Genomic DNA, 26,309 nt, shown 5'->3' on the forward strand with positions numbered 1-26,309 from the left:
GTTTGAAGGCGCAATATTACCGAGAGTGAAAGCGGAAAGCATCTGAATTTTAAGTTCTAAAATAATTTCAGTGCCAAAGTATAAAAAGCTACCCAAATAAGAGTTTATAAGGTCTACAAATTAGAAGGTTATTGATAGCTAAAAGTCGGTGGAGATTGCAGATATTGTTCAATTTGCGGAGGCATAGGTAGTGGTTGTTTATCGGTCCATAGGTGTAATTCTAGGGAGTGCAAAACCGTGTAATCGTATGGGTAATGACCAACATAACCCTTTTCGCGTAAACCAAGTGTTCCCAACACAGTGACCATGCGCCCAGGTCGGTAAACAAATGGGTCTATAAAGTCACCTACATAGATTCGAAATCTACCTAAGCTTTCTTGATTGATTTGAGGCCGCCCCTGATCATTAAGAGGAAAATATATTATCTCTATCTGAGTGCGATCAGTGAAATTCGCTGTATTAGCGATCACGCCTCCCCAAAGCGCTTGGACATTGGTGGGTTCTAAATCCATATCCCCCACTTCATCAAACGGGAGCAGTTCGACTTTTTCTGCGATCTGGAATTTCTCCGGCAAGCTATTACAGCCGAGAAGAAACAAACTGATAAAGGTAGCAACAATAATTTTTGGCATTTTCCCTGACCAAATATAAGGGTACTGCCTAAAGCATAGGACAAAATATCTAAATTGCGCCTACAATTTTGTTTAACTTTTTGAGCGAACGAAATAATTCTGAAAATAAATAAGAAGATAGCGCACAGCTGGCGAGCTCGCTAGGACAAGCAAACTTACGGCAAAAAACGTCAAACCGAATATTCTTGCCAAGTAAGATAGAGCCTCAGGTCTAACTCTAATCGGTGGTAATCAGCTTCCATATACTGACATAACTGATAGAACGATTTGTTATGATCTAACTCTTTCAGATGTGCTAATTCGTGGACAACAATCATCCGCAAAAAGGCTTCAGGTAATTGTTTGAATCGCGTATCGATCAGGATCTCTTTTTTAGATTTCAGTTTATTCCCTTGGATACGAGATACGCGACTATGCGTACCTAAAGCATTCATCGCTGCAACTTTATCGCTGTATTGAACTTTGCTGACAGGTGCCGATTTTCGCATATAGCGATTTTTCAGATCCATCGTATATTCATACAGCGCTTTGTTACTTTGCACCGAATGTTGATCTGGATATTTTTTCTGAAGAAGAGGCCCTAAAGTTTCATCTTGCAACATGGCTAAAGCTTGCTGCTTTAAAGACTCGGGATAATGATTAATATATTTTAGTGCTGTCATAATGAAACGGGACCAGCTTGGCCGATCCCGCTAGATATCAATTACAATTTACGGATCAGTAGCGTCATGCCTTCGCTGGCATAAACCTCTATTTTAGTTCCCGCTTCCAAATCATCTTCAGCAGCAACCTTCCAAAAAGTATCACCGATCTGAATTCGACCTAAGCCATTTTCAACGTCATCAACTAATGTCAGTTTTCGTCCAATCAATTGAGCCGCTCGATCATTGATCATGCCTGCTTCATCATCATTGTTTTGGCAACGAAAGAACTTCCAGAAAATAACCGAAGCAACAACTGAGAAGAGCGCAAACAAGAGGAATTGATGCTGCCAATCATTTAGCACACCAATCGCCATCAATGCAGCAACTGCAAAAGCAGATAAAGACACACCGATCATAAATCCGGCAGCGCCTAGGGCTTCACCGCCTAAAAGCACCAACGCTAGAATAATCCAATGCCAGTAAGTAATTGATTCGAGTAGTTCTAACATTTACGAACCTATCTTAGTTTCTTTTAACAGCTCGCTAATTCCAGCAACGGAGCCAATAACACTGCTTGCTTCTAGAGGCATCATCACGACTTTAGCATTTTCGCCTGCACCAATATTTTGCAGAGCTTCAGTATATTTTTGAGCAACAAAATAGTTCAGAGCTTGAGGGTTACCTTGTGAAATTGCTTCCGAAACCACTTTGGTTGCACGCGCTTCTGCCATTGCCAAACGCTCTCGTGCTTCCGCTTCTCTAAACGCAGCCTCTTTCTCACCTTCTGCAGTCAAAATGGCAGCTTGTTTTTCACCTTCAGCTACTTTGATTGCAGCTTCTCTTTCACCTTCTGCTGTTAAAATCGCAGCACGCTTTTCACGCTCAGCTTTCATCTGGTTTGCCATCGCTTCAACAAGATCGGCTGGAGGAGAAATATCTCGAATTTCCACGCGGGTAACTTTAACGCCCCATGGATCTGTCGCTTCATCAACTTTGCTTAACAATTGGCTATTGATGTTGTCGCGATTGGATAACATCTCATCTAGTTCCATCGAACCTAAAACCGCACGGATATTAGTCATTACCAAATTCTGCATCGCGCGATAAAGATCGTTAACTTCGTAACTCGCTTTAGATGCATCCAACACCTGATAGAAACAAACAGCATCGGTAGTTACTTGCGCGTTGTCAGAACTGATCACTTCTTGAGGTGGTACGTCCAGTACCTGCTCCATCATGTTCTGCTTAGCGCCAATCTGATCAACAAAAGGAATAATCAGATTCAAACCTGGTGTAAGAGTTTTGGTAAAACGTCCAAAACGTTCTGTTGTCCAGTTATACCCCTGAGGAACCATCTTGACCCCAGAAAAAATAAAAATTAATGCGAGAACAACCACTACCGCAGCGGTAATTTCAAACCCAAACATCACAATCTCCTTTAGTAAACTTGGGAGGAGGTATTCATCTTAATACTGATCGGGAAGAACTGAAATGGCTTAACTAAATTAAGCGTGAGGTAACGGCAAGCAATAAATAAGAAATATTAAACGCTTTATTAGGAAAGAAAGAACAATCTATAGAAAAAGGATTATTCCTCTTCTGCCTGTTCATGCTCTGCAAGGAAACCGCGAATAAAACGACGGACTTCACGTGCAGCACTCGTATCTAGCTCTTCACACAACGCAACAAAATCATCGCGCTCGACATCGTTAATGCGAATAACTAGTTGGCTATTTTTCTTTTTAGCCTTAGATTTCTTTTTTGACTTCATCATTTTTCAACTCTAAATCGTCAACTGACTGCAAGAATACAGCAATTATCCCCTTACCCCAACGTACATCTTAAGAATATCTTAGGTATATACAATTTAATTTCTATCACTCTTAAAAGTTAACAAAAAACGAAAACTATAATCATTGAATATCAAAGGGATAAATGTATTTCTTTGATCCTAAACAACTCTGCTCTAGACAAAAGTAAACGACTGTTTAAAATCCATACCCATCACTACAATAAAATAAGGATATTTACCCATGAAAAAATTAGTAGCCATCGCATCACTTACACTTTTCAGCACAGTTGCTTCAGCTGACTGGACGCTAAGCCAACAAGATTCTGACTTCAGCTTCTCATCCATCAAAAAAGCCAAAGTGCTAGAAAACCACAGTTTTAAACAGTTCAGCGGTGGCATCGATGCTGCAGGCAAAGCAACGCTAAATCTTGACCTTGCATCTGTAACTACAGGTATCGAGATCCGTGACGAGCGTATGCAAAATATGCTGTTCGAAACTGGCAAATTTGCTCAGGCCAACTTTACGGCTCAAGTAGATGTAAACCAAATTGAGAAACAAGCCGTTGGTTCCATCCAGCCGCAGACTATCACCGGCAAATTAAGCCTTCACGGATTTGAAAAAGAGATTACCGCTCAAGTGAATGTCGTCAAGCTAGCTGACAACAAAGTATTGGTGAGTACAGCTCAACCCATCACAATTAACGCTGCGGATTTTGCTCTAGATACTGGTGTAACTGCACTGAAAGAGATCGCAAAATTACCATCGATCTCTTTCGCAGTACCGGTTAGCTTTAACCTAGCTTTCACTAAGTAAAACACCCTTAAGGTTATTAAACCCAGGTACATTTACCTGGGTTTCTTTCTTTTCCCAGTTCCCTTGCGACGCTACGTTCTAAATCCCCCCTTGTGATAAACTGCGGCCTGTAATTTTCGAATCAGTTTTGGGCCCGTATGAATATCTTCGAAACACCTTTCGGTCAATTCTCTCTTTCTCGTTATCCTCGTCGTAAAAATGAACAACTACGTGCGTGGGACGCTGCTGATGAGTACCTGTTAAATCAGATTGATCAGGAAGAGATCCTTGCAAACCCAAAACGTATCTTGATTATTAATGATCAATTTGGCGGTTTATCAATCGTGTTAAATGACCAAGCGCCAACAGTGGTCAGCGATTCTTGGTTGGCCCATGCCGGTATTAAACACAATGCAGCGGATAACGAGATTGATGCGGAAGCCATAACCCTATGTAACAGTTTGGATTACCCCACCGAACCATTTGATCTAGTGCTGATTAAAATTCCAAAAAGCTTAGCAATGCTGGAAGACCAACTGATCCGCTTACGTCCCTTATTAACAGCAGAAACTAAAGTAATCGGCGGCGGTATGGTTAAATCTATTCATACATCAACGCTAAAACTGTTCGAAAAGTATTTAGGCCCTACAAAAACCTCGTTGGCAAAGAAGAAAGCAAGACTGATATTTCCAGAGATCGATCTGAATCAACCGCAATTAGAATCGCCCTACCCATCCGATTATATTTTGGAGAACACGCAGCATAAGATCATCAACCATGCTGGCGTATTTTCCCGTGACAGTTTGGATATCGGCACCCGCTTTTCCCTTCAACACCTGCCTGATACAGATTCATTCGAAGATATAATCGATCTTGGTTGTGGCAATGGGGTTGTAGGCTTAATTGCAGCAGAAAAGAATCCGTCTGCGGCTGTTCACTTTGTGGATGAATCATTTATGGCAGTCGCTTCTGCCGAAGCTAATTTCAGAGAAGCCTTTGGCGACAGTCGAAAAGCAACTTTCCAAGCAACCGATTGCCTAGCCGGTATTCAGAAGAATAGTTGTGACTTAGTGTTAAACAATCCACCTTTCCACCAACAAAATGTGGTCGGAGATTTCATTGCTCAACAGATGTTCCGAGAATCTCATAAAGTCTTACGATCGGGTGGTGAGTTATGGGTAATCGGCAACCGTCATCTTGGCTACCATGTAGCACTCAAAAAGATTTTTAAAAATTGTGAGACTATCGCTAACAATAAGAAGTTTGTCATTTTGAAAGCGATTAAACGTTAACCTTATTTAAAATTCAGGGAAGTAATTCCCGCAGTGAGGACGCCTATGTTTATTGCATTACCCCTCCATATTTTAGCTGCAGTTATTTGGGTAGGCGGTATGTTTTTCGCCTATGTTTGTTTACGACCAGTTGCAGCCGAGCAACTTGAAGCGCCTGCTCGGTTAGCACTCTGGCAGCAAGTATTTGCTCGTTTTTTTGCTTGGGTATGGGCTGCAATTCTGCTTTTGATCATCAGTGGTCATAGCATGATTGCAATCTATGGTGGGTTTAAAGGCGTTGGTATGCATGTCCACATTATGCTACTGACCGGCTATACCATGATGGCAATATTTGGACATCTGTATTTCAGTCCGTATAAAAAATTGAGTCTGGCGGTAAAAGAAAACCGTTGGCCCGATGCCGGCGAACAGTTAAATAAGATCAGAAAGATTGTCGCGGTTAATCTAACTTTAGGTTTGGCAACAGTGGTTATTGCTAGTGGCGGAAAGTTTCTTTTCTAAAATAGTTCCTTTTCTAAAATAGTTTCTTCGAGCAAATTCAAGCAGAAGCACGGATAAGCGTGCTCCTGCATTTTCTATAATTTGTTATTCCCAGAGCTTGATTAGGCCTGAAGGCTCATGGGCATAGGTATATATTCACCTATTTCATCAGGTTCTGCATCAAGAACCGCTTCCCAACCTTCTTCGCCTGGTTTCATTTCATCCGGCAAGCCCCAAAGTTCACCACACCAAAACGCAGCGATCCAGCGCTTGCCATAACGAACTTTATAAAACCCAGGTTCTCTATTCTCATTCACGATCCATCTCCTTTTTATTTTTATTAAGGCAGAATCCATCTTCTCTAACCACAATGACGATATCCGTTTAATCAATCGTCATAAGCAGTTTTATTTGGATCGCCCCAGAGAATTTACGAAGCTAACTCAAGTAAATAAAACTGAGTACAGCCGAAGCTCCTTTCTCTATATTTATTGTTTTTTATCTCTCTAACTTCTTATAAATATTTTGCGCATATAACGTAAAGTTAGAGTGTACACAAAATAACCAGACAATAAACAGGGTTTAGCCGAAGGTGTAATACTGAGAGGTCGGACAAAAATGAAACAAACTGAATTTATTTCAGGCATTAAAAAAGACCACCTAAGTGATCTTTTTTAGCAAGATAAAAGCTGACAACTTTGAGGAAGGTGACAAACAACCCCAGTAGCAAACTTAACTTTCTTTTTTCTGGTCTTCGTTAATCAGGTCGCGAACTTTGAAACATCCCCAAACCATTGCGACAGTCATACCAACAATCATTGCCAGACTAGGAACCAGAACTTCCATGCTATATACATCAACCATTACGACACCCTCACAAAATTTTTCGAATTGCTCGTATTTACTTGTGACTAGATTAACCCTTTAGAGATTAGGGGTTATTGATTTAGCTCAAGAAATGATCATTAGCGAATATGAAAAATTTTACGTTTGTAACGATTAAGTTTGAAAAAGCTTATGAACTGAACCATAACTTAAATGGCGAGCCCCAGCATTAAGGGAGCTCCGGTAGTGCCGGAATAATAAAAATGCATAAGGCTCCGCCAAGACTCATAAGCTTGAGTCACCGATAACTGTTCAGGAGGTAAGCGTCATGCCTTATAAAACAGTTGCCTGGACCGCCGAGCAACTCAAAAAAATGAATTCAGAACCTTTTATGATCGATTTTCTGGATACATTTAAACTTGCCCCATTAACCTTAGCCAGCGATGAAGCCGTCGCTAATATGAATGCAGTTCTAGACTTAGTAGAAGCTCAAATAAGAAAGCCATAACCCTCTGTCCGCTCCAAAAATAAGGCAGGTCATCGTACCTGCCCTTTTTTCGCCCTCCTTAAACCCTTTCCTATAAAAAACAATCAGTTAACAGCACAAATCTCACAAAAACCATCAATCAATTCAAAACAACCAATCAATATTAATTATTGATTAAACAAATATCAATTTAGATCAATAGAAACCTAATTTTCTGTAAAAAACCTCATCTTCCACCTCATATTTTATTCCTTATAAATCAATAAGTTACAAACATAGCTTCTACTTAGAAAAACAATTTAAAATTATTTATTTTTTCCTTTATTTTCAATGACTTACACGCACAAAAACGCCGCATTTTATTTGCGATAAATCCTTATTTGATATAGACTTATCAATATAGATAAAAGAAGTTTCATAAATGAGGAAATGAAGATGCAAGAAAAGGAAGTGAAGTTACTTTTTAAAGCGGGCGTATTTGATTCTTGCCAAGCGATTCCTATCTCTATGGCACGCGGATGGACTTTAAAATTTGTGACAAAACAGGACGAAATCATCACGCTAGATCTACAGCGATCTAAGTCGGAACGGGAGTTTAAGAGCCTTGATGGTGCTGCTGCGGTAGCAAAACGGATTGGGTTTGAATGGCTAAAAGTTCAGATCGGTGATCTTGAATGGCAGGAAAAGGTTAAGTAACAGGCATAAAAAAACCGCTTCAAACTGAAACGGCTTTTTCTGTGGAATGCATTAAGCGTTATTTATCTAATGCATCTTTAATCTTTTTGTCGGTCTGATATTGGCTCAAAGCATATACAGACCATATTGCTGCTGGAATCCAGCCCACTAAGGTAATCTGTAAAATAAGGCAGACAATTCCAGCTATCGGGCGACCGATCGTAAAAAACTGTAGCCAAGGAATTAACAAAGCAAGTAACAAACGCATCTTTTATCTCCTTAGAATGCGGGAGTGGAGTACAGCAAACCATCAAGCATAATGAGTTATGCCTTAATCGAAGCTGACCCTTAAAGCTCTACACGGCCGGCAGATAGCTCGTCTTCTGTCGGCTCCCGCACTTCGATTACTTCAACAGCATAGTTCAATTCAAGCCCAGCAAAAGGATGGTTCGCATCCACTGTCACTTCATCAGCATCGATGTTTGTGATGCCAACTAGCTGCAATTCACCTTTATCATCTTCCATCTGACACACCATGCCGACTTCCAACTGATCAAAGCCAGCAAAGGATTCACGACTAATTACCTGCACCTTAGCTTCATCACGCTGACCATAGCCCTGCTCAGGTGATAGGGTAACTTCAAACTTATCCCCAACTTCACGGCCTTCTAACGCCGCTTCTAGGCCAGGCACAATGTTTTTATGACCATGTAGATACGGAAGCGCTTCTCTATCACGAGAGTCATCCAACACATCACCAGCATTGTTTTTTAGCGCGTAGTGAAAAGACACTACCTTGTTGTTTTCTACTTTCATTTTTATCTCCGATTAAACCGCTAGTCTTTGCGACATCCAGCGGCCTAAAGCTTCTATCTCTTCAATCGCGACTTCATGACCGATTGGATACGCATTCCAACTCGGCTGATAATTCATATTTTCTAGGTTGGCATAAGCTTGCTCACCTAATTGAACAGGTACAACCTGATCCACCGTACCGTGAGCAACCCAGATAGGCAGTTCCTTATTGGCATCAGTGCGAGACGCTTCGATCTCCTCTTCTGTTGCCATGTAAGTAGACAGAGCAACCAGCCCCGCCAAAGGTTCGGCGAAGGTTAGCGCTGTCTGGTAAGCAACCGCACCACCTTGAGAGAAACCTACCAGCAGGATTTTATCCGCAGGGATACCCTGAGCAATCTGCTCATTCACCAAGTTAGCAATTCGCTGACTGGATTTAAGCAATGATGCTTTATCAACCTTACGGTCAATATTCATCTCTAAAATGTCATACCAAGCACGCATCTCCATGCCACCATTGACGGTAACAGGCATAACCTCTGCATGAGGAAAAAGGAACCTAACATTTAGGTTTTCAGGTAGGCGTAGGTAAGGAACGATAGGTTGGAAATCAAAACCATCAGCGCCTAGACCATGCAACCAGATAACACAGGCTTTAGCCTCGCCTTGAGGCTCTACGCTAACTAAGGTTTGCTCTGTTTCTTGGCTCATGGCTGCAACCTCTCAATCTGCCACTCTTGATCAACTAAATTGAACTGGAAACGATCATGTAAACGACTCTCTCGCCCCTGCCAAAACTCAAAACGTGTAGGTTTAAGAATATAACCGCCCCATTCTGGTGGATGAGGGATATCACCTTCTGGATATTGATCAGCAAGGTTCTGCACTGCTTGCTCCAAAGCTTCACGGCTTTCTACAGGGTGACTTTGGCAAGACGCAGCTGCACTCAAACGGCTACCTAGCGGGCGCGCGTTGAAATACTGCTTACCCTGTTCAAGGCTTAATTTTTCTACCTGACCACGGATACGCACCTGACGCTCTAAGCCATACCAATAAAACATGATTTCGGCTTGAGGATTTTCAGACAGGTCATCCCCTTTCTGACTACGGTAATCGGTATACCAAGCAAAGCCCTGCTCATCAAAATGCTTCAGCAACACGATCCTTGCAGCAGGCATTCCATCTTTAGAAGCTGTGGCCAATGTCATCGACGTCGCATCATCTGGAGATACCTCCAGTGCATCATCCATCCACTTGGCAAACTGTGCGACAGGATCTTTGATCAGATCTTCACGTCGCAGAGGCTGCGCCAGATATTCACGGCGTTCAGCCGTTAGGTCGCCTTTATTCGTCATACAAGTCTCTTGCAAGAATGGTTAATCAAGAAATGTGCTGCAACTATAGCACTAATCAAGGTCGCAAAAATACGTTTAGGCCACTACCTAAATTTTGCTACAACACCCATCACATCAGCTCTATAGCTTTCTCCAAACAACAGCAGGTGGTTTAACAAATGCCATAAGTTGTACAAAGAGAATCGCTCTTTCCACCCAGAGTGCAGCGGTGCTATTTCCCGATAGGCGCTATATAAATCCGAACTAAAACCACCAAAGAGATCCGTCATCGCAAGGTCGGCCTCTGGCCACCCCCAATAGACTGCGGGGTCGATTAACACGGGTCTCCCCTGACTATTGGCAATCACATTTCCCGCCCATAGATCGCCGTGCAATAAAGCAGGTTCCTTCTCTGGTACTAGCTGTTTTAAGCGTTTATTGATCGACTCTATACCCTCAATGATCTCTTTATCAATAATCCCGCGGTCGTAACAGATACGCGCTAAGTAACCGAAACGGTGCTCAGCATAAAACTCAAAGCCATCTTTGAGCTGCGAATTAGGCTGTTCGGTTGGGCCACAAAAGGTGTTTTGGGGGAAGCCAAAGGAAGGAACAGGCATCTGATGCAAATGAGCCAACTGCCGCCCTAGGACCTGATCGAAGTCTTCTGCCTTGGGAGATTGCTCAATAAACTCTATGATCAATCCATCCCGATCAAACTGAATAACCTTTGGTATGGATAACTCTGCACAAGCAGATAAAGCCTGTAACCCTGCAGCTTCAGCCTCAAACATCCTTTCGTTTGCCTGACTCACGGACTTTACGAAGAGCTGCTGACCATCACTCAGCACCACCCGTTTAGCCGAAGCAATACAGCCACCAGAGAGACGCTCTTCAGAATCGATTCTCAGCCCTTGCTGTTCAACCCAGTTTTGCAAATTTTTCACTGTCGTCCAGCCTCCACTTGAATCGGCTATCCCTATACCTTTATAGTTTTAGGAACTTTACTACGCATCAATAAGGGATCCTATGCGTCTGTTGCTACTCTCTATGGTACTTATCTTTACCGCTGGTTGTATGGATAAAAATGCCAAACCGTTTGACGTTAAAAATCTAGCTAAATCCGATATCGATATGGTCGCGGATATCAATCTAAAAACCCTCCGCAAACTCAGCCGTGATCTGACCATTAAGCTCTATAAACGCAATCCTAAAGAGCTGCAAAAAGTCCCAGGCATGACAGTAGAGAAGCGTTTAGAACAACTATTCCCTATCACTCGTTTAGCGGATGGATTCCCAGAACTGGGCCAGAAAGATGGAGCCGACGCAGTGCCTTTAGCATTTTCAGATAACTATCAAGGTGATCGTGTATTTGCCCTGATGGCGGGTGTTACAGGCATGCTAGACAAAGCCTATAACGGCAAGAAAGAGATCTTTATTCTGGATGAATTAGATCAACAGAAGCTCTATAACTCTGCTCGTAATTTAGAATCCGTGGCTTGGCACCTGAATAACCGCAAAGACCCCCAAGGAAACTTGTACATTCTGAGTAATGGTATTTCAGAAGAAGGGATTACAAACTACAGCTACGAACGAATTTTAGGCAAGCTGATTGGCACGCAGGATTTGATGGCGGATGTAATTGCAGATAAAACAAACCGCACCATAAATCGTGTTGTTCATGGTGCGGCTTCTATGACGTTTTTCCCTATCTAATCTGAGACTAGGTCAAGAAGGGAACTAGGAACTGAAGATTAGCCTTGTTCCATCTGTTTGATAAAGCGATCCGAGTCCGCGATCGCTTTTTCCATATCACGTACTAACAGATCAATATTGCTTTTGATGCCGCGATACTCGGCTTTAAGGGATCCTATCGCTTGGGCATTAAGGTTATGCTTTAGGAATAGCACATTGTCCTGTAGCGCGCTTAGCACCGGCGGCATACGCTTTTCTGCACGCTTAAGGGAGCGAAGTAACTCAGCGTAACGGACTTTCGTGCTGCGCAGTTTAGCCGCACTTTGATCTCTCAATTTACGGTTAGAGTACTTGGTCAGTTCCTCCTCCCACTCTTCAAATAGATCTTCAGACACCTGTTCTACTTTCTTGATACGTGCCGTCACGTCTTCTGCCGCTGCAACGCTATCGTCGTATTCACCTTGTAGGCGGTTATAGACTGCATCCAGCTCACCGCCATCAAAGCTCACGACAGAACGAAACTGTTCTAAGGCGTCTTTAAACTGCTCTTGCGCATCTTCTTGGGACTCTCGCGCGTCTTCCACTCGATCGACCAATATATCGCGCTTATGGATACCTACCTGCTCCATCGCAGAGTAATACGCACTCTGACAGCCAACTAAAGCAACCATCAGAATAGATAATAGGCCTAACTTAACTTTGGAAATCATTTCTGTCCTTAACCACAACTCTGTAGAGGGTTATTAATCATAATCTCAGCGATCTTATGATTATTATTGAGGCATAGAGTGACATCTGCCCTTTGCGGCATCTCTTCTAACATATGACGTGTCAGTCGCTCATAATGCTGTATAAAGCTCTTAATCTGCTCTTCATCCATGATCCGAAGATGCTCCGTTGGCTGCTGCGTGTCATAGATGTATTTCACTCTCTCTGCGAGCTTTTTCTCTTGCAGAGAACGCCATTCAAATACTGCATCCATGCTCGGTACTTTCAACATTACCAAGACATCAAGCATAGAGTACAAAGCCTGATAAGGGCCGCCCAACTGAGTATTCACGTAATCACGCCACTCTCCGTTAGGGTCCTTCTCCTGCTCTAATTCATTGATCGCATTCATCAGCTCGTCTGGCTTTTGCGGGTCGGCGCCTACACACCAACCTTCTAGCACGATGACATCCGCCGGCCCAACCCACTCCTGCCATACTGACGCCTGACAGCGATCATCCGTCGATTTATCGAACACAGGAATTTTGGTAACACTCTCATCAGTACTGTTCTTCAGAGAGTTTAGGATTTCGATACCTAGATCCACATCATGCGTACCAGGCACGCCACGGGTACGAAGCAAAGGATGGATTGTTTCAGAAAGCTCAACACGCTCATTGTAGGTTTTGTAGAGATCGTCGATAGAAAAACCGACGACTTTTAAACCAAACCCTTCAGTCAGAATGACTTCTAACAGATTGAATAGTGTAGATTTACCAGCACCTTGAGCACCATTGATACCGATAACTAAAGGGCCATCTTTTTGGCGTTTACGACAAGTAATCCACGCACCTAGAGGCACATAGATCGCCTCAAACATGTCCACCAGACCGATATCTACTTTCAACGATTCCAATGTCGAAGCAAATGCCTTCTCTACCGCAGCAACTGCATCCTCACGCTCACGGTAACTCAAACACAACTGATCTTGGGGCCAGCGAGTTATTACGCCCATAGATAGTTCCTCTACGATTAATCTTTACGGTGTTCACGTAACCAGTTTTGTACTTGATGAATCTGCTCAGATTCCATCAAGGATGGCACGTGAGGGATACCCGGAATGGAGATTAGCTCTAGTTTATCGTTTGCCTGCATCTTACGCACGGTTTCTTCCTGCAAGACATCCGATTCTTCACCCCAAATAAGTAACTGCGGAATATTAATCGCCGACCATACCGGCCAGAGATCGACATCCTCTGATGAAGCATCTGCAGTCGCTTGCGCAATAGCGGGGTCGTAATGAAGATGATAAACCTCATTTTCATCTAAGCGTGAACCATGCTTAGCAAGGTGGTGCCACTGTCGGTCCGACAGATGCTTAAAGGATTCATAGGTATCGCGCATATAGGCCTCAACCTCAGAAAGAGACTGAAACTGCTTATCACCAAGATACTCAGAGATGCGCTTAAGGGAGCTTACGGGAACAAACGCTCCAATATCATTGAGCACTAGATGTTTGATTGGCGAGTTAGGCAGAGCAGCTAAGCACATGCCGATAATACCACCCATGGAGGTACCAACCCAGTCCACCTTATTTACATTTAAACGCGCTAAAAGCGCTGTAATATCATTAAGATACTGAGGTATTCCATACACCTGCCCAGTAGGAAGCCAATCGCTTTCACCACGCCCAACAATATCAGGACAGATCACACGATAATCCCGAGACAAAGCCAAGGCTAGCTCATCAAAGTCTCGGCTATTACGTGCTAAACCATGCACACAGACGATCACTCGATCGTTCTCGGCGCTTCCCCATTCGTGATACACCATCCGATGAAATCCAACAGGGTTTAAACAACGTATGCTATCCGTATGCATAGGGCCTCCTGAGTTAAGCGATTTCAATAAGTTAGCATGCACACTAAAATTGTAAAGAAACGCAACAATTGCTGAACCTATAGATCATATTCAGCTACTATGTTCGTAAGTCACATTTCCACTTGAGCAATGGAAAACAATATGAGCAGCACTACCTCATCTAGTTCATCTATTTGGATTAGGCGATTGATCCCTCTGATTATCTTTGCCTTCGCATGCGGGGTCTTCTATTTCCTTAAAAGTACCAAACCTCAGGCACCTTCAAAAAAGATCGAAGAGAAAGTCTGGAGCGTAAAAACCATCTCGGCAGAACCCAGTATCCACCAGCCTAACCTTGTTCTATACGGCAAAGTCGAATCTCCGCGCATGACCCATATCACCGCGGCAGTTACAGCTTTTGTAGAAGCAGTGGATACAGATGAAGGCAAAAACATTGCCTTGGATGAAGCACTCATTCAGCTCGATAGCAGTGATGCTCAACTGTTAGTCGCGCAACGCCAAGCTGATGTCGATAGCTTTAAAGCACAGATTGATGCCGAAAAAATACGTTATCAAACTGATCAGAAATCATTAGCGATTGAGCAAAAACTACAGCAGTTAAGCCTTAAAGCAGTTACCCGCTACCAAAACCTGATCAAACGAAAAGTCAGCAGTCAGGATCAACTTGATAGTGCACGCAGTGCGTACCACCAGCAGACCCTAGCGGTCACTCAACGGGAACAAGCCATTGCTGATCACCCCAACCGTTTAGCTCAGCTTGAGTCACAATTAAAACGCGCTACAAGCCTTTTAGATGCGGCAACGTTGGATCTTGAGCGAACAGCCATTAAAGCACCGTTTATTGGCCGTGTTGCACGCTTGCATGTCGCACCTGGAGATCGAGTTCGCGCCGGTGATCCACTGCTAGATCTATACAGTACCGATCGTTTAGAAGTGCGTGCTCAAATCCCCAATCGAGTGTTAGCCAATCTGCGCAATCGAGAAATAAACTCCGTCATTCAAGCTACCGCTCAGTTGGATGGACAGACGCTAAAGCTGGAGCTTGATCGCATCGCCGCCGAAGTCGATGGTGGCCGTGCCGGTGTTGATGCCCTCTTCAAAATCACCGACAAGCAGAATGTTCCGGAACCTGGCCGTTCCTTAGCGATCGCCGTAGAGCTTCCTGCTGTAGAACAGACAATCGCGCTTCCACCTATGGCACTTTATGGTTTAAACCGTATCTACCTGCTTAAAGATGGTCGCATGCAAGGACTCGACGTCGAACGCATTGGTGACAGTAGTGATCAACAAGGCAAACCTGTTGTGCTTATTCGTAGCCCTCAGCTGGTGAGCGGAGATCAGATCATTACGACTCAGCTGCCGAACGCTATTTCTGGGCTTAGAGTTAAAGACGTAAACGCGCCCGAGGTAGTTGCATCGACTGGGGCGAAAGATGAATAACTACCAAGGCCCACTGCAGAACCTCACTGCGGTTTTCGCAAGTCATCGCGTTGCAGCCAATCTATTCATGCTGCTGATGATTTTGGCCGGTATTTGGGGCCTGAATAAACTCAACACGCAGTTCTTCCCATCGTTTGAACGAGATGTGATTACTGTATCAGTACCATGGAGCGGCGCGGCTGCGGAGGATATTGAGAGCTCAATCGTACTCCCCGTTGAAGAATCGCTAAAATCCCTCACCGGCATCGAAACCTTATATTCGACCGCTATCCAAGGCTCTGCCTCGATTCGTATAGAGGTGGATGAAGACAGTGACGTTGATTACCTCTTAGATGAGGTAAAGCAGAAGATAGATAATGTCCGTAGCGAGCTACCCTCTGATATCAACGAGCCACTGGTACAACGTATCCTGCGCTATGAGCAGATCGCCAGCCTTATCCTTAGCTCTTCAAATGGCTCCATAGAAGAGCTTCGCCCTTTTGCACAGCGTTTTGAACAAGAGCTATTAGATCGAGGTATCAACAAAGTCGACTTTACCGGCTTACCGGAAAAACAGATTCAAATAGAACTACCGGCGGCCCAACTCAATGAGTTGGATATGACAATGATGCAGGTAGCCAATAGCATCCGCCTACGCAGTTTAGACCTGCCAGCAGGTACCGCCGCCAAGGGTGATGGTTCACGTCAGATCCGCAGTCTAAATCAGCAAAGAGATGTAGAAGGCTTCCGCCAACTGCCGATTATTACCGACAGTAATGGCCGATTAGTCAGACTTGGTGATATCGCTGATGTATCTCTAGGCACTAAAGACAATCAGGTTCTTTTAAAATACAAAGGCGAACCTGCGGTCATGATTCGCCTTCGTCGAACCGAAAATCAAGACACCCTAAAATCGGCGGATATTCTCAATAAATGGCTAGAGGAAACGCGTCCGACACTGCCATCAAACATCACTATGGTTACCTATGATGAGCGTTGGCAACCGGTTCAACAGCGTATCAATTTACTACTGAAAAACGGCTTAGGTGGCTTGATCCTAGTTATCGCCATTCTGTTTCTATTCCTAAATGCTCGCGTAGCATTTTGGGTCACCATTGGTATCCCTGTCTCCTTTATGGCCACACTCGCCATCCTTTATGGTATTGGCGGCACCATCAATATGATCAGCCTGTTTGGCTTGATCATGGCACTGGGGATAATCGTAGATGATGCTATTGTGGTCGGGGAAGACACGCTGACCCACGTGCAACGTGGCGAACCGGGTTTACAGGCCGCCATAGGCGGTGCGCATCGCATGCTGGCTCCGGTTATGGCCTCTTCCATGACGACCATCGCTGCCTTCTTGCCGCTACTTTTGATCGGTGGGCATATCGGCAGTATTCTTATCGATATCCCTACCGTGGTGATCTGTGTAATTCTGGCATCACTCGTTGAATGCTTCCTGATCTTGCCAGGGCACCTGCACCACAGCATCAAGAAAGCAGAGGACCTTCATCCGTCGAAGTTACGCATTCGTTTAGATGAAGGTTTTAACCGTTTTAAAGAGATCCACTTCCGTAAGCTAGTTAAATTCGCGATAAAATACCGCGGAGCAACCATTGCCAGCGCTTTTGCAGTTTTTATTATCGCCATAGGTTTGGTCTCTGGGGGACGAGTCAAGTTCACCTTTTTCCCAGCTGTTGAACGCGATGTAATGACCGCCAATGTTCAATTTGTTTCGGGTACTGACTTTGCAGAAGTTGAGCGCTTTGTTCAGCATCTGGACGAGACCTTAGCCGATGCCGATGAGGCCTTAGGCGGGGATAATATTAAAGTCGCTTTCCAGCGTTTGCGAAAAGCTTCTTTTTCCCGCACCACCTCATCAGGTAGCCGTGGTGATGAATTTGCATCGCTATTAGTAGAATTTAATCCGGGTGATTATCGTAAATATTCCACCTCTCAATTTAATAAAGAGTGGCGTAGCCGAATCCAAGTACCCGCAGGGGTAGAAAAATTTTCTATTGATGTCAGCACCAGCGGCCCACCTGGAAAGCCGATCGAGATAAAGCTATCTGGCACCGATATTCATGTACTTAAGCAAGCCTCTTTAGATCTTCAAGAGGTGCTAAAAGGCTATGTTGGCTTAAACAATATTGATGACGATCTCCCCTTCGGCAAATCGCAGCTGATCTACGCGCTAACACCTGCGGGGAAATCAGCAGGGATGACATTAGACAGCGTCGGCCGACAACTACGTACCGCCTTTGATGGTATGGAAGTGCAAAACTTCTATGATAATCGGGATGAAATTGAGGTCCGTATCCAACTGCCCAAAGAGGAACGCGATCGCCTTAGCAGCATAGAACAACTTCCAATCGTACTTCCTAACGGCGGTACAACGCCGTTGAGTAATATTGTGACGTTTAGAGCGCAACAAGGCTTAGATACCTTAACTCGCGTGGATGGCAAACTGTCTATTAAAGTCACAGCAGATCTGGATGAAAGCGCAGCCAATGCAGATGAGATAATCGAAGACCTTAAAGCAGGCAAACTCGATAGCGTGTTAAGCCAATACGGCATCGAAGCCAGCTTTGAGGGTAAGAATAAGAGCCAACGTGAAACCCTGAATGATATGAAGCTCGGGCTTCTCCTCGCCCTTGTTCTGATCTTTATTATTCTGGCTTGGGTTTTTGCTTCTTACAGCTGGCCAATCGCGGTGATGCTAGCAATCCCTCTAGGGCTGACCGGTGCAATCTTAGGCCATGGCATTATGGGCTTAAGTTTGACCATTTTGTCCCTATTCGGCTTCTTCGGCTTATCCGGTATCGTCATCAATGACTCAATCGTTTTGGTAACGTTCTATAAGCAATTAAGAAAACAGGGACTGGCGATTGAAGAAGCTATAGAGGAAGCGGCCTGCCAACGTTTGCGTGCGGTACTGCTAACCTCGCTCACAACTATTGCAGGCCTAACACCGATTCTTTTTGAGACCTCTCTGCAAGCACAGTTCCTTATCCCGATGGCGGTATCTATCGTCTTTGGCTTGGCTTATGGCACATTGCTGATTCTTCTATTTGTGCCTGCAACACTGACCTATATCGAAAATATCCGTCAGTTTTTCGGTCTGAAAAGTCTAGATCTACCTGAAGAGCCTCGCAAAGAAGCTAACTCTCAAGTTACTAGTTAAGTTTGGATTTAATAAAGCTCTGCAAACTTTCCGCGGCTTGGTCATCAATACTCAAGATGGCTAAGCCGTAGCGCATACAATGCTGAGATTGGCGCTGGTTATACACCACTCGGCATAGACAATGTATAGGCTGATTATTTAGACCAAAATGGACATAAATCTCTAGGGGAGCCCCGACAATAGGCGGTTTCAACTGGTTCATATCAGGCCCACCTTCAACCAACATGCCCCCCAAACTGATGTTAATCAGAGCAACATCGACCGAAACCCCATCTTGCGTGGAAAGCTCTGCAGGTATATCCGTATTGATGCGCGGATATATTCGTCTTTCGGTAGTCATAAAACCCTACCTTTTTTGCGATATCCATCAGCATAGTTCGGTTTGATCATATCTTCATACCTATTCAGAGCCATAAACTGCGAAATACCGCCTAAAATCTACAAAAGGTTATATTTTAAGGCGAAAAATTAGGTCTTAATCCTAGTCCTGTTCTCAGGTATAATTTTGCGCCTAATTTTGCTTCATCTTTTCATTAGTGAGCCCCGACTTGGGCACTTAAAGGACCCGTATGAATCGCGATCTGAGTCTGTTACAGCCATACCCATTTGAAAAATTGACTGCGCTGAAAGCGGAAGTAACACCGCCTTCGGATAAAGAGCACATCGCACTTTCTATCGGCGAACCTAAACACCCGTCACCTCCATTCGTGGCAGAGTGCCTAATTGAAAACATGGGCAAGCTGGCAAACTACCCTACAACTAAAGGTTTGCCAGAGCTGCGCCAAGCAATTGCCGACTGGTGTACACGTCGCTTTAGCCTGAATGAAAACACGCTAACTGCTGACGATCACGTACTGCCTGTTAACGGTACACGCGAAGCAATCTTCGCTTTCACACAAGCAGCAGTTAACCGCGCGCCTGACGCATTGGTGGTATCGCCAAACCCGTTTTATCAGATCTATGAAGGTGCGGCGTACCTATCTGGCGCAGAGCCATATTACCTAAACTGCCTGCCAGAAAACGGTTTTATTCCTGATTACGACGCTGTACCAGAAGATGTGTGGCAGCGCTGCCAGTTGTTATTCCTATGCTCTCCAAGCAACCCAACAGGTGCAGTAACTGATCTGGAAACATTGAAGAAGTTGATCGCGTTTTCTGATAAATACGACTTTATCGTCGCATCTGATGAGTGTTACTCCGAGATCTACCTAGACGAAGAGAACGCGCCAGTAGGTCTTCTACAAGCATGCGCAGAGCTTGGCCGTGACGATTACAAAAACTGTATCGTTATGCACAGCCTATCTAAGCGCTCTAACCTACCAGGCCTTCGCTCGGGCTTTGTTGCAGGTGATGCAAAACTGCTAAAACCGTTCCTGTCATACCGTACATACCATGGCTGCTCTATGCCGATTCAGCATCAGCTAGCGTCTATTGCAGCATGGAACGATGAAGATCACGTACTCGATAACCGTGATCAGTACCGTCACAAGTTTGACAGCGTCATTCGTATCCTAGAGCCTGTACTTGAAGTTCAGCGCCCAGATGCAAGCTTCTACCTGTGGGTTAAAACACCGATTGCTGATGACAAATTCGCACAAGGTTTGTTCGCTTCACAAAACGTAACTGTACTTCCGGGTAGCTACCTATCTCGCGAAACTGATGGCATCCTTCCGGGTGCGGGTTTTGTACGTATGGCACTAGTTGCAACCGTTGAAGAGTGCGTAGAAGCAGCAAATCGTATCCGCGAATACGTTGAATCACTTTAAGGCCGGAGATTAATCCCCATATGATTACTATGTATGGCATTCCTAACTGCGACACAATCAAGAAAGCTAAAAAATGGCTGGAAGCGAACGGTGTTGATTACCAGTTCCACGATTACCGCAAAAACGGCCTAGAAGAAGCACAGCTTAAAACTTGGGTTGATGAGCTAGGTTGGGAACTACTGCTAAATAAGCGCGGTACTACATGGCGTCAGCAGCCAGACGAAATAAAGAACAATATTGATGAAGCCTCTGCCATTGCGCTAATGCTGGAGCACCCAGCAATGATCAAGCGCCCGCTTCTGGATATCGGAAGTGAACGCAAAGTAGGTTTTAAAGATACAGAATACGCAGCGCTTTTCAGTTAAGCGCGCTGCAACAACGTAACGAATTTTAAATTTTATATTTCTGGAGAATATCATGGCGAATTTTGCATTCGGTTTGGGTGTAGGCACTAAGTCCTCTGCTGGCGAACTGCTAGAAGTTTATTACAACGCACCACTGCTGAACGCAGACGATGCGATGGTTAACGCTGTTGCTGAAAAAGTTGGCTACACAGGTGGCAACGCTGCAATCGAAATCAAAGAAGCTCAGCTAAAAGATCTAGAAGCAGCATTCCTATCTGTAGGCGCTGAAGACCAAGCTGAAATCGTAGAGATCCTAGAAGGCACTCAACAGCCACTAGTACTTTGCATCCTTGAGTCTGACGAGAACCCAACAAGCACTGCGGAAGCTTACCTAAAGCTTTCTCTTCTTTCTCACCGCCTAGTTCAGCCACACGGTATCAACCTAACTGGTATCTTCGGTCTTCTACCAAACGTTGCTTGGACTAACGAAGGCGCTGTATCTCTAGACGACCTACCAAAGCGTCAGCTAGCTGCACGTGCTCAAGGCCGCGTACTAACAGTTAACTCTGTTGATAAATTCCCTAAAATGACTGATTACATTGTACCTGCTGGTATCCGTATCGGCGATGCTTCTCGTGTACGTCTAGGTGCTCACGTAGGTGAAGGCACTACTGTAATGCACGAAGGCTTCGTAAACTTCAACGCTGGTACACTTGGCGTAAGCATGATCGAAGGCCGTATCTCTGCAGGTGTTGTTGTAGGTAACGGTTCTGACCTAGGTGGTGGTTGCTCTACTATGGGTACACTATCTGGCGGTAACAACGTTGTGATCTCTGTTGGCGAAAACTGCCTACTAGGTGCAAACGCAGGTCTAGGTCTACCATTAGGCGATCGTTGTACACTTGAAGCTGGCCTATACGTAACTGCTGGCTCCAAAGTTACTATCCTTGACGATCAGAACAACGAAGTTAGCACCGTTAAAGCTGCTGACCTTGCTGGCAAGCCAGACCTATTGTTCCGTCGTAACTCTCAGAACGGTCGCATCGAAGTTAAGACTAACAAGTCTGCGATTGAGCTTAACGAAGAGCTACACAAGCACAACTAAAAGCTGGCTCTAAGCTATTGCGCTTGCTTATTCAGCGTTGGAGCTTAGTTCGGAATGCTCATTTACTACATGTAAACTCTGCTTCCTCACTAAGCTCCGCCTCGACTAAGCTGCGCTCATAACGCTTAGCTTCCAGCTTTAGCCTTTCTCTATATCACGCGTCATCCTAACGGAACCTCACTATGACTCAGCACCTCTCTCCAACAATTGAATTGGCCAAAGACCTTATCAGCCGCCGCTCTGTAACACCTGAAGACGCAGGCTGTCAGGATCTCATGATTGAACGCTTAGAAGCCCTAGGCTTCAAAATTGAGCGCCTTCAATTTGAAGAGGTATCTAACTTCTGGGCTCGCCGTGGCGATTCTGGTCCAGTTTTCTGCTTTGCAGGTCATACTGACGTTGTTCCTTCCGGCCCTGAAGAGCGCTGGGAGTTTCCACCATTCGAAGCACATATCGAACAAGGTATGCTTTGCGGTCGTGGCGCAGCAGATATGAAAGGTAGCCTAGCGGCGTTTGTTACGGCGCTAGAACGCTTTGTAGAACACCACCCTGATCATGATGGCTCTATCGCGCTACTGATTACCAGTGACGAAGAAGGCCCTTGGGTGAACGGTACAACCCGTGTAATTGACCACCTTGAAGCACGTAACGAAAAGATCACTTGGTGTATCGTTGGCGAACCGTCCAGTACTAAACACGTAGGCGATGTCATTAAAAATGGCCGCCGCGGCTCTCTAGGCGGCGCACTGACTGTTCGCGGTGTTCAAGGTCACGTTGCTTACCCACACCTAGTCAAAAATCCAATTCACATGGCGGCGCCAGCATTGGCAGAACTAGCGGCTGAAGTTTGGGATGAAGGTAACGATTTCTTCCCACCAACAAGCTTCCAGATCTCTAATATCAATGGCGGTACAGGCGTAACTAACGTTGTACCAGGTCATGTGGATATCATGTTCAACTTCCGCTTCTCCACCGAAGTAACAGCGGATGAACTAAAAACCCGTGTTCGCGATATCCTAGACAAGCACAACCTAGAGTGGGATATCGATTGGACACTGTCTGGTAATCCATTCCTGACTGCTGAAGGTAATCTGGTAGAAGCATGTCAGCAGTCGATTAAAGCAATCACAGGTCAGGACACTGAGCTATCCACGTCTGGTGGTACTTCTGATGGCCGCTTTATCGCTCCAACAGGCGCACAAGTGGTTGAGCTTGGCCCTATCAATGCGACTATCCACAAAGTGAACGAGCGCATCAGTTGCAAAGATCTAGATACCCTATCTGATCTTTACGAAAACGTTATGGCTCGCCTGCTGGTTAAGGACTAGTCATGCAACTCACTTGCCCTGTTTGTAAATCCTTGCTGGAACAGCAGGGCAAAAATATGCGCTGCGAGAACAATCACAGTTTCGATGCGGCGCGTCAGGGCTATTGGAATCTATTACTGGCCCACAAAAAACGTTCTAAAGATCCGGGCGACAATACAGAGATGGTACAAGCCCGCCGTCAGTTTTTAGATGGCGGCTCCTACCAAGCACTCTCCGACCAGATTAATCAGCTTGCTTTAGACGAAATACAAGGCACAGAGAACGCTCGTATCCTAGATATGGGCTGCGGTGAAGGTTACTACACAGACCGCCTCCACCAGCACCTGTTAGCCAACGGTCAATCTGTTGAACTCACCGGCTTAGATATCTCCAAACATGCGGTAAAAGCTGCTTGTGCTCGAACCAAAGAGATTCAATGGTTAGTCGCTTCCGGTGCTGATACTCCAGTACCGGATCAGTCGCTCGACCTTCAACTGGTGCTCTTCAGCCGCTTAATGCCTGAAGCACTGGCTAAGCCCATGAAAGTCGGCAGCAGTTTGATTGTTGCTTGGCCCGGTGCCGATCATCTGATCGAACTACGCAAACTGATCTACAGCGAGATTAGAGAAAGCCACTTCAATCCGGTTGATACGCTAAAAGAGCAGTTTGAGCTATCTAAACAAGTAACAGTGAACTACCAATTTTCACTCAATAGCTCAGAGCAGATCAGCACTTTATTGGCGATGACCCCGCACGGCCAGCGTCTCAAAGCTGAAGCACAACAAAAAATCATCGACCAAGAACAGCTAGATCTCACCCTAGATGTTAATTTGGGCGTATTTACCCGCTTATGAAGCAAACCCTGAAACGCTGGCTAAAACATAGAGCCGACAACCCTCGCCAAAATTTAGTAATCTTTGGCATCGGCTTTGTCGCCTTCTTTGTCGGCGTACTTATCCTAGGCGCTGCCGAATTTGCATTGAAAAGCTCAGTAGCTCAAGAGATTCTTGCCCTGATTGGCTTGATCATCATAGTGGCAGGGATCATACTGGCGGCCATAGGTTATCTTAGCCTCAGCGTACTACGTATCATCCGTTTTATTAGCGACGACAAAAATGACTGACACCCGACACCCTGATATAGAAATCTACGTAAAGAATCGCTCTTTTGATTCAATCACTAATTGGCTTCAGTCACATGCCGACCAAATGGATATCATCTCCTCTAAAGGCAATATCCACGAGCTGAACCTGCGCTTCGGTGATCACTCCGTACCCGTCATGATCCACGAAAAAGTGGCTGGCAAAGCATGGGCTAGCGTATGGCTTAAATCGGATAAGAGCCCATGGGCTCAAGACCTAGACTGCGCACACGCAGCGTCCTCAGAGATGGATACACAAGTGCGAAGCATTGCTGGCGGCTGGAACGATGGTGATGATCCAGATGAATACTGGAAGGTAGAAGCGGGCGAAGCAGAAAAGATTCAGTGGCGTACTTAAGCGCCTAAATTAGAAATAAAATTAAGCTGCCGTACGGATCTGTGAACGGGAGCTTTCAATCTCATCGATCATTAATTGACCGGTCGACATCAACGCAACCTTAGCGTACTCATCTGACGATAATTGCTGCTGACGTGGCGTATTACTATGGCTATGCAGATAACCGTTCACATAGGCAAAATCACCCACTAAACCGTCATGCACCGCCATATTCAGTCGCTCTACAACCTGACCATCATGTAACTCATTTGGATCAGGGTATTTGGACTGGGTTTCCGGTAAACGAAACTCTGCATCCGACGCAGCAGGCACAGCATCTGGCTTCATCAACTGCTGGTTAGAATGAATCAAACTCAGCAGCATAGAGAACTGCGCACCACTACCACTCTGAACCGCTTGGCTCAGATTGGAGGTATAGCCCTCTATTCGAGTTTGAATCTGTTCTGTACGCATAAAGCCTATCTACAACCGGAAGTAACAATCTAGTGTTGAAACTAGTGACGACTGTATCGGCAAAACGCTAAACTTCTTTACTGAAAATCACAGAAAAATTAGAGAAAAACCACCATGGGAAGATGGCGCCCCCCTCAACCTCGAAGCTCTAAATACATTACAGCCGAAGGCTATAAAGAGCTGAACGACGAACTGAAATATCTTTGGAAGGAAAAACGTCCTGAAATTACCCAATCGGTAAAGGAAGCTGCCGCTCAAGGAGACCGTTCCGAGAACGCAGAATACATCTACGGTAAAAAGCAACTACGAGAGATCGACCGCCGCGTTCGCTACCTCTCCAAACGCTTAGAAGATATGGTTGTGGTAGACCGCGCTCCAGCCCCGGATAAACGCGATACCGTATTTTTCGGCGCTTGGGTTACGCTGTTAGATGAAGAGGATGAAGAGAAACGCCACCGCATCGTCGGTCCCGATGAGATCGGCGCTGGCTCTGATTACATCTCTATGGATTCCCCCCTTGCAAAGTTATTGCTGAAAAAGCAGCTTGGCGAAGAGGTTTGTTTACAGAAACCTGACGGCAGCGAAGTTTGGTACGAGATAACTAAGATCGAGTACGCTTCATCTTGATCTAAAGCCTAAAGCGATTTAGCCCACTCATCGCGCGTGATTTTAAACAATACATGTTCGTACAGTGGGCTTTCCGATGGTACAGCAGGATGATTGAAGTTTTCCCCTGTATCACACAGCCCCAAACGCGTCATTACCGCCTGAGAGCGCAAATTAGGCACCGCTGTAAACGACACCACCTCATCAAGTTCCAAATCGACAAACGCAAACTCCAACGCTTTCTTAGCCGCCTCTGTGGCGTAACCCTTACCCCAAAATGCTTTACTTAATCGCCAACCCACCTCAACACAAGGTGTAAAAGGCAGCTCTATCAGAGGGCTATTCAAACCAACAAAGCCAATAAACTGCCCAGACGCTTTCTCCTCAACAGCCCATAACCCCCAACCATTCACATCGATACGACGCTGCAGCTCAAACGCCAATGCATCACTCTCTTCACGGGACAGCGTACTTGGGAAATACTCCATCACATCAAAGTCGGCATTGATTTGCTCGAAGAATGGCTGAGAATCAGCGTCTCGCCACGAGCGCAGGGTAAGCCTTTCGGTAGATAGGATTTTCATTGTTAC

At 45.1% G+C, this 26,309-nt stretch carries 34 protein-coding genes; 16 read left to right on the forward strand and 18 right to left on the reverse strand.

The annotated features are described in order from the left end of the window. Window positions 1–128 precede the first annotated feature (128 nt). From ACMXYP_RS14340 to ACMXYP_RS14360, 5 genes are all read right to left on the reverse strand, one after another. Window positions 129–632 carry a Slp family lipoprotein gene (locus ACMXYP_RS14340; protein ID WP_415882316.1) on the reverse strand — a complete coding sequence of 168 codons (504 nt, stop codon included), beginning with the start codon at window positions 630–632 and terminating at the stop codon, window positions 129–131. Between the two features lie 170 nt (window positions 633–802). Beyond that, the gene (locus tag ACMXYP_RS14345) at window positions 803–1,294 is read right to left on the reverse strand and encodes a YgjP-like metallopeptidase domain-containing protein (protein WP_415882317.1); all 492 of its coding nucleotides are present in this window, start codon (window positions 1,292–1,294) and stop codon (window positions 803–805) included. A gap of 41 nt (window positions 1,295–1,335) precedes the next feature. Continuing rightward, window positions 1,336–1,785, reverse strand: a complete 450-nt coding sequence (locus ACMXYP_RS14350; protein ID WP_415882318.1) for an NfeD family protein — start codon at window positions 1,783–1,785, stop codon at window positions 1,336–1,338. Next, on the reverse strand, window positions 1,786–2,703 hold the full coding sequence (locus ACMXYP_RS14355; protein ID WP_415882319.1) for an SPFH domain-containing protein: 918 nt from the start codon (window positions 2,701–2,703) through the stop codon (window positions 1,786–1,788). It lies immediately after the preceding gene. A gap of 161 nt (window positions 2,704–2,864) precedes the next feature. Beyond that, window positions 2,865–3,047 (reverse strand): hypothetical protein, encoded by a 183-nt coding sequence (locus ACMXYP_RS14360; RefSeq protein ID WP_415884680.1) that lies wholly within the window; start codon window positions 3,045–3,047, stop codon window positions 2,865–2,867. A gap of 262 nt (window positions 3,048–3,309) precedes the next feature. Between ACMXYP_RS14360 and ACMXYP_RS14365 the strand changes: the two genes are divergently transcribed. The 3 genes from ACMXYP_RS14365 to ACMXYP_RS14375 all read left to right on the forward strand — a co-directional run bounded on the left by ACMXYP_RS14365 (window position 3,310) and on the right by ACMXYP_RS14375 (window position 5,654). After that, on the forward strand, window positions 3,310–3,882 hold the full coding sequence (locus ACMXYP_RS14365; RefSeq protein ID WP_415882320.1) for a YceI family protein: 573 nt from the start codon (window positions 3,310–3,312) through the stop codon (window positions 3,880–3,882). A 137-nt stretch (window positions 3,883–4,019) separates the two neighbouring features. Next, window positions 4,020–5,153 (forward strand): methyltransferase, encoded by a 1,134-nt coding sequence (locus tag ACMXYP_RS14370; protein ID WP_415882321.1) that lies wholly within the window; start codon window positions 4,020–4,022, stop codon window positions 5,151–5,153. A gap of 45 nt (window positions 5,154–5,198) precedes the next feature. Beyond that, complete coding sequence (locus ACMXYP_RS14375; protein WP_415882322.1) at window positions 5,199–5,654, forward strand: CopD family protein; 456 nt, start codon at window positions 5,199–5,201, stop codon at window positions 5,652–5,654. A 101-nt stretch (window positions 5,655–5,755) separates the two neighbouring features. On the opposite strand, the gene ACMXYP_RS14380 is transcribed toward ACMXYP_RS14375, so the two are convergent. Further along, entirely contained in the window at window positions 5,756–5,950 is a 195-nt protein-coding gene (locus ACMXYP_RS14380) for a hypothetical protein (RefSeq protein WP_415882323.1), read from the reverse strand. 415 nt (window positions 5,951–6,365) lie between these two features. Continuing rightward, window positions 6,366–6,497 (reverse strand): hypothetical protein, encoded by a 132-nt coding sequence (locus tag ACMXYP_RS14385; protein WP_415882324.1) that lies wholly within the window; start codon window positions 6,495–6,497, stop codon window positions 6,366–6,368. A 289-nt stretch (window positions 6,498–6,786) separates the two neighbouring features. Between ACMXYP_RS14385 and ACMXYP_RS14390 the strand changes: the two genes are divergently transcribed. Both ACMXYP_RS14390 and ACMXYP_RS14395 read left to right on the forward strand, forming a co-directional pair. Continuing rightward, entirely contained in the window at window positions 6,787–6,966 is a 180-nt protein-coding gene (locus ACMXYP_RS14390; RefSeq protein WP_415882325.1) for a hypothetical protein, read from the forward strand. 414 nt (window positions 6,967–7,380) lie between these two features. Beyond that, a complete protein-coding gene (locus tag ACMXYP_RS14395) occupies window positions 7,381–7,641 on the forward strand; it encodes a hypothetical protein (RefSeq protein ID WP_415882326.1) in 261 nt (86 codons plus the stop codon). A gap of 58 nt (window positions 7,642–7,699) precedes the next feature. On the opposite strand, the gene ACMXYP_RS14400 is transcribed toward ACMXYP_RS14395, so the two are convergent. From ACMXYP_RS14400 to ACMXYP_RS14420, 5 genes are all read right to left on the reverse strand, one after another. Next, on the reverse strand, window positions 7,700–7,888 hold the full coding sequence (locus ACMXYP_RS14400) for a YqaE/Pmp3 family membrane protein (protein WP_415882327.1): 189 nt from the start codon (window positions 7,886–7,888) through the stop codon (window positions 7,700–7,702). An 80-nt stretch (window positions 7,889–7,968) separates the two neighbouring features. Further along, window positions 7,969–8,436 carry an FKBP-type peptidyl-prolyl cis-trans isomerase gene (locus tag ACMXYP_RS14405; protein ID WP_415882328.1) on the reverse strand — a complete coding sequence of 156 codons (468 nt, stop codon included), beginning with the start codon at window positions 8,434–8,436 and terminating at the stop codon, window positions 7,969–7,971. A gap of 12 nt (window positions 8,437–8,448) precedes the next feature. Next, entirely contained in the window at window positions 8,449–9,126 is a 678-nt protein-coding gene (locus ACMXYP_RS14410) for an alpha/beta hydrolase (protein ID WP_415882329.1), read from the reverse strand. Beyond that, window positions 9,123–9,770 carry a pyridoxamine 5'-phosphate oxidase gene (gene pdxH / locus ACMXYP_RS14415; RefSeq protein WP_415882331.1) on the reverse strand — a complete coding sequence of 216 codons (648 nt, stop codon included), beginning with the start codon at window positions 9,768–9,770 and terminating at the stop codon, window positions 9,123–9,125. Before pdxH ends, ACMXYP_RS14410 begins: the two co-directional genes overlap by 4 nt. An 83-nt stretch (window positions 9,771–9,853) precedes the next feature. Then, window positions 9,854–10,696 (reverse strand): fructosamine kinase family protein, encoded by an 843-nt coding sequence (locus ACMXYP_RS14420; protein WP_415882332.1) that lies wholly within the window; start codon window positions 10,694–10,696, stop codon window positions 9,854–9,856. 82 nt (window positions 10,697–10,778) lie between these two features. Between ACMXYP_RS14420 and ACMXYP_RS14425 the strand changes: the two genes are divergently transcribed. Beyond that, a complete protein-coding gene (locus tag ACMXYP_RS14425; RefSeq protein WP_415882333.1) occupies window positions 10,779–11,465 on the forward strand; it encodes a hypothetical protein in 687 nt (228 codons plus the stop codon). Between the two features lie 38 nt (window positions 11,466–11,503). Here the strand turns inward: ACMXYP_RS14425 and ACMXYP_RS14430 are convergent, their stop codons facing one another. Genes ACMXYP_RS14430 through ACMXYP_RS14440 form a run of 3 tightly spaced genes read right to left on the reverse strand, consistent with a single transcriptional unit; the run spans window position 11,504 to window position 14,033 of the window. Further along, a complete protein-coding gene (locus ACMXYP_RS14430) occupies window positions 11,504–12,154 on the reverse strand; it encodes a DUF2959 domain-containing protein (protein ID WP_415882334.1) in 651 nt (216 codons plus the stop codon). Window positions 12,155–12,162: 8 nt separating this feature from the next. Further along, window positions 12,163–13,167, reverse strand: a complete 1,005-nt coding sequence (locus tag ACMXYP_RS14435) for a hypothetical protein (RefSeq protein WP_415882335.1) — start codon at window positions 13,165–13,167, stop codon at window positions 12,163–12,165. 17 nt (window positions 13,168–13,184) lie between these two features. Continuing rightward, the gene (locus ACMXYP_RS14440; protein WP_415882336.1) at window positions 13,185–14,033 is read right to left on the reverse strand and encodes an alpha/beta fold hydrolase; all 849 of its coding nucleotides are present in this window, start codon (window positions 14,031–14,033) and stop codon (window positions 13,185–13,187) included. A 141-nt stretch (window positions 14,034–14,174) separates the two neighbouring features. Here ACMXYP_RS14440 and ACMXYP_RS14445 point away from each other — a divergent pair, with 141 nt between their 5' ends. Together ACMXYP_RS14445 and ACMXYP_RS14450 are read left to right on the forward strand one after the other, a co-directional pair. Beyond that, window positions 14,175–15,473 (forward strand): efflux RND transporter periplasmic adaptor subunit, encoded by a 1,299-nt coding sequence (locus ACMXYP_RS14445; protein ID WP_415882337.1) that lies wholly within the window; start codon window positions 14,175–14,177, stop codon window positions 15,471–15,473. Next, window positions 15,466–18,639 (forward strand): efflux RND transporter permease subunit, encoded by a 3,174-nt coding sequence (locus tag ACMXYP_RS14450; protein WP_415882338.1) that lies wholly within the window; start codon window positions 15,466–15,468, stop codon window positions 18,637–18,639. The genes ACMXYP_RS14445 and ACMXYP_RS14450 overlap by 8 nt, the downstream gene beginning before the upstream one ends. Here ACMXYP_RS14450 and ACMXYP_RS14455 read toward each other — a convergent pair. Further along, window positions 18,632–18,979, reverse strand: coding sequence for a PilZ domain-containing protein (locus ACMXYP_RS14455; RefSeq protein ID WP_415882339.1), 348 nt, complete (start codon window positions 18,977–18,979; stop codon window positions 18,632–18,634). The two genes, ACMXYP_RS14450 and ACMXYP_RS14455, sit on opposite strands and share 8 nt — an antisense overlap. A 229-nt stretch (window positions 18,980–19,208) precedes the next feature. Here ACMXYP_RS14455 and dapC point away from each other — a divergent pair, with 229 nt between their 5' ends. From dapC to ACMXYP_RS14490, 7 genes are all read left to right on the forward strand, one after another. Further along, window positions 19,209–20,405 carry a succinyldiaminopimelate transaminase gene (dapC, locus tag ACMXYP_RS14460; RefSeq protein ID WP_415882340.1) on the forward strand — a complete coding sequence of 399 codons (1,197 nt, stop codon included), beginning with the start codon at window positions 19,209–19,211 and terminating at the stop codon, window positions 20,403–20,405. Between the two features lie 20 nt (window positions 20,406–20,425). Then, window positions 20,426–20,770, forward strand: coding sequence for an ArsC family reductase (locus ACMXYP_RS14465; protein WP_415882341.1), 345 nt, complete (start codon window positions 20,426–20,428; stop codon window positions 20,768–20,770). A 52-nt stretch (window positions 20,771–20,822) separates the two neighbouring features. Continuing rightward, window positions 20,823–21,854, forward strand: coding sequence for a 2,3,4,5-tetrahydropyridine-2,6-dicarboxylate N-succinyltransferase (dapD, locus tag ACMXYP_RS14470; RefSeq protein WP_415882342.1), 1,032 nt, complete (start codon window positions 20,823–20,825; stop codon window positions 21,852–21,854). 182 nt (window positions 21,855–22,036) lie between these two features. Further along, on the forward strand, window positions 22,037–23,182 hold the full coding sequence (gene dapE, locus ACMXYP_RS14475; protein ID WP_415882343.1) for a succinyl-diaminopimelate desuccinylase: 1,146 nt from the start codon (window positions 22,037–22,039) through the stop codon (window positions 23,180–23,182). 2 nt (window positions 23,183–23,184) lie between these two features. Beyond that, window positions 23,185–24,015, forward strand: a complete 831-nt coding sequence (locus ACMXYP_RS14480; protein ID WP_415882344.1) for a putative RNA methyltransferase — start codon at window positions 23,185–23,187, stop codon at window positions 24,013–24,015. Beyond that, window positions 24,012–24,284: a hypothetical protein gene (locus tag ACMXYP_RS14485; RefSeq protein ID WP_415882345.1), complete on the forward strand. Its 273-nt coding sequence runs from the start codon at window positions 24,012–24,014 to the stop codon at window positions 24,282–24,284. The genes ACMXYP_RS14480 and ACMXYP_RS14485 overlap by 4 nt, the downstream gene beginning before the upstream one ends. After that, entirely contained in the window at window positions 24,277–24,660 is a 384-nt protein-coding gene (locus ACMXYP_RS14490) for a hypothetical protein (protein ID WP_415882346.1), read from the forward strand. The genes ACMXYP_RS14485 and ACMXYP_RS14490 overlap by 8 nt, the downstream gene beginning before the upstream one ends. Window positions 24,661–24,681: 21 nt before the next feature. Here ACMXYP_RS14490 and ACMXYP_RS14495 read toward each other — a convergent pair whose 3' ends face one another. Further along, window positions 24,682–25,113, reverse strand: coding sequence for a hypothetical protein (locus tag ACMXYP_RS14495; protein WP_415882347.1), 432 nt, complete (start codon window positions 25,111–25,113; stop codon window positions 24,682–24,684). A 114-nt stretch (window positions 25,114–25,227) separates the two neighbouring features. Between ACMXYP_RS14495 and greB the strand changes: the two genes are divergently transcribed. Next, a complete protein-coding gene (gene greB, locus ACMXYP_RS14500) occupies window positions 25,228–25,740 on the forward strand; it encodes a transcription elongation factor GreB (RefSeq protein WP_415882348.1) in 513 nt (170 codons plus the stop codon). Window positions 25,741–25,748: 8 nt separating this feature from the next. Here the strand turns inward: greB and ACMXYP_RS14505 are convergent, their stop codons facing one another. After that, complete coding sequence (locus ACMXYP_RS14505) at window positions 25,749–26,303, reverse strand: GNAT family N-acetyltransferase (RefSeq protein WP_415882349.1); 555 nt, start codon at window positions 26,301–26,303, stop codon at window positions 25,749–25,751. Window positions 26,304–26,309 lie beyond the last annotated feature (6 nt).

Source organism: Neptuniibacter sp. QD34_54 (genome assembly GCF_047778055.1).
Lineage (GTDB): Bacteria > Pseudomonadota > Gammaproteobacteria > Pseudomonadales > Balneatricaceae > Neptuniibacter.

Excerpts from the sequence above, each read along its gene's own strand:
- ACMXYP_RS14340 (WP_415882316.1), bottom strand. The coding sequence starts at position 632 with ATGCCAAAAATTATTGTTGCTACCTTTATCAGTTTGTTTCTTCTCGGC.
- ACMXYP_RS14345 (WP_415882317.1), bottom strand. The coding sequence starts at position 1,294 with ATGACAGCACTAAAATATATTAATCATTATCCCGAGTCTTTAAAGCAG.
- ACMXYP_RS14350 (WP_415882318.1), bottom strand. The coding sequence starts at position 1,785 with ATGTTAGAACTACTCGAATCAATTACTTACTGGCATTGGATTATTCTA.
- ACMXYP_RS14355 (WP_415882319.1), bottom strand. The coding sequence starts at position 2,703 with ATGTTTGGGTTTGAAATTACCGCTGCGGTAGTGGTTGTTCTCGCATTA.
- ACMXYP_RS14360 (WP_415884680.1), bottom strand. The coding sequence starts at position 3,047 with ATGAAGTCAAAAAAGAAATCTAAGGCTAAAAAGAAAAATAGCCAACTA.
- ACMXYP_RS14365 (WP_415882320.1), top strand. The coding sequence starts at position 3,310 with ATGAAAAAATTAGTAGCCATCGCATCACTTACACTTTTCAGCACAGTT.
- ACMXYP_RS14370 (WP_415882321.1), top strand. The coding sequence starts at position 4,020 with ATGAATATCTTCGAAACACCTTTCGGTCAATTCTCTCTTTCTCGTTAT.
- ACMXYP_RS14375 (WP_415882322.1), top strand. The coding sequence starts at position 5,199 with ATGTTTATTGCATTACCCCTCCATATTTTAGCTGCAGTTATTTGGGTA.
- ACMXYP_RS14385 (WP_415882324.1), bottom strand. The coding sequence starts at position 6,497 with ATGGTTGATGTATATAGCATGGAAGTTCTGGTTCCTAGTCTGGCAATG.
- ACMXYP_RS14390 (WP_415882325.1), top strand. The coding sequence starts at position 6,787 with ATGCCTTATAAAACAGTTGCCTGGACCGCCGAGCAACTCAAAAAAATG.
- ACMXYP_RS14395 (WP_415882326.1), top strand. The coding sequence starts at position 7,381 with ATGCAAGAAAAGGAAGTGAAGTTACTTTTTAAAGCGGGCGTATTTGAT.
- ACMXYP_RS14400 (WP_415882327.1), bottom strand. The coding sequence starts at position 7,888 with ATGCGTTTGTTACTTGCTTTGTTAATTCCTTGGCTACAGTTTTTTACG.
- ACMXYP_RS14405 (WP_415882328.1), bottom strand. The coding sequence starts at position 8,436 with ATGAAAGTAGAAAACAACAAGGTAGTGTCTTTTCACTACGCGCTAAAA.
- ACMXYP_RS14410 (WP_415882329.1), bottom strand. The coding sequence starts at position 9,126 with ATGAGCCAAGAAACAGAGCAAACCTTAGTTAGCGTAGAGCCTCAAGGC.
- pdxH (WP_415882331.1), bottom strand. The coding sequence starts at position 9,770 with ATGACGAATAAAGGCGACCTAACGGCTGAACGCCGTGAATATCTGGCG.
- ACMXYP_RS14425 (WP_415882333.1), top strand. The coding sequence starts at position 10,779 with ATGCGTCTGTTGCTACTCTCTATGGTACTTATCTTTACCGCTGGTTGT.
- ACMXYP_RS14430 (WP_415882334.1), bottom strand. The coding sequence starts at position 12,154 with ATGATTTCCAAAGTTAAGTTAGGCCTATTATCTATTCTGATGGTTGCT.
- ACMXYP_RS14435 (WP_415882335.1), bottom strand. The coding sequence starts at position 13,167 with ATGGGCGTAATAACTCGCTGGCCCCAAGATCAGTTGTGTTTGAGTTAC.
- ACMXYP_RS14440 (WP_415882336.1), bottom strand. The coding sequence starts at position 14,033 with ATGCATACGGATAGCATACGTTGTTTAAACCCTGTTGGATTTCATCGG.
- ACMXYP_RS14445 (WP_415882337.1), top strand. The coding sequence starts at position 14,175 with ATGAGCAGCACTACCTCATCTAGTTCATCTATTTGGATTAGGCGATTG.
- ACMXYP_RS14450 (WP_415882338.1), top strand. The coding sequence starts at position 15,466 with ATGAATAACTACCAAGGCCCACTGCAGAACCTCACTGCGGTTTTCGCA.
- ACMXYP_RS14455 (WP_415882339.1), bottom strand. The coding sequence starts at position 18,979 with ATGACTACCGAAAGACGAATATATCCGCGCATCAATACGGATATACCT.
- dapC (WP_415882340.1), top strand. The coding sequence starts at position 19,209 with ATGAATCGCGATCTGAGTCTGTTACAGCCATACCCATTTGAAAAATTG.
- ACMXYP_RS14465 (WP_415882341.1), top strand. The coding sequence starts at position 20,426 with ATGATTACTATGTATGGCATTCCTAACTGCGACACAATCAAGAAAGCT.
- dapD (WP_415882342.1), top strand. The coding sequence starts at position 20,823 with ATGGCGAATTTTGCATTCGGTTTGGGTGTAGGCACTAAGTCCTCTGCT.
- dapE (WP_415882343.1), top strand. The coding sequence starts at position 22,037 with ATGACTCAGCACCTCTCTCCAACAATTGAATTGGCCAAAGACCTTATC.
- ACMXYP_RS14480 (WP_415882344.1), top strand. The coding sequence starts at position 23,185 with ATGCAACTCACTTGCCCTGTTTGTAAATCCTTGCTGGAACAGCAGGGC.
- ACMXYP_RS14485 (WP_415882345.1), top strand. The coding sequence starts at position 24,012 with ATGAAGCAAACCCTGAAACGCTGGCTAAAACATAGAGCCGACAACCCT.
- ACMXYP_RS14490 (WP_415882346.1), top strand. The coding sequence starts at position 24,277 with ATGACTGACACCCGACACCCTGATATAGAAATCTACGTAAAGAATCGC.
- ACMXYP_RS14495 (WP_415882347.1), bottom strand. The coding sequence starts at position 25,113 with ATGCGTACAGAACAGATTCAAACTCGAATAGAGGGCTATACCTCCAAT.
- greB (WP_415882348.1), top strand. The coding sequence starts at position 25,228 with ATGGGAAGATGGCGCCCCCCTCAACCTCGAAGCTCTAAATACATTACA.
- ACMXYP_RS14505 (WP_415882349.1), bottom strand. The coding sequence starts at position 26,303 with ATGAAAATCCTATCTACCGAAAGGCTTACCCTGCGCTCGTGGCGAGAC.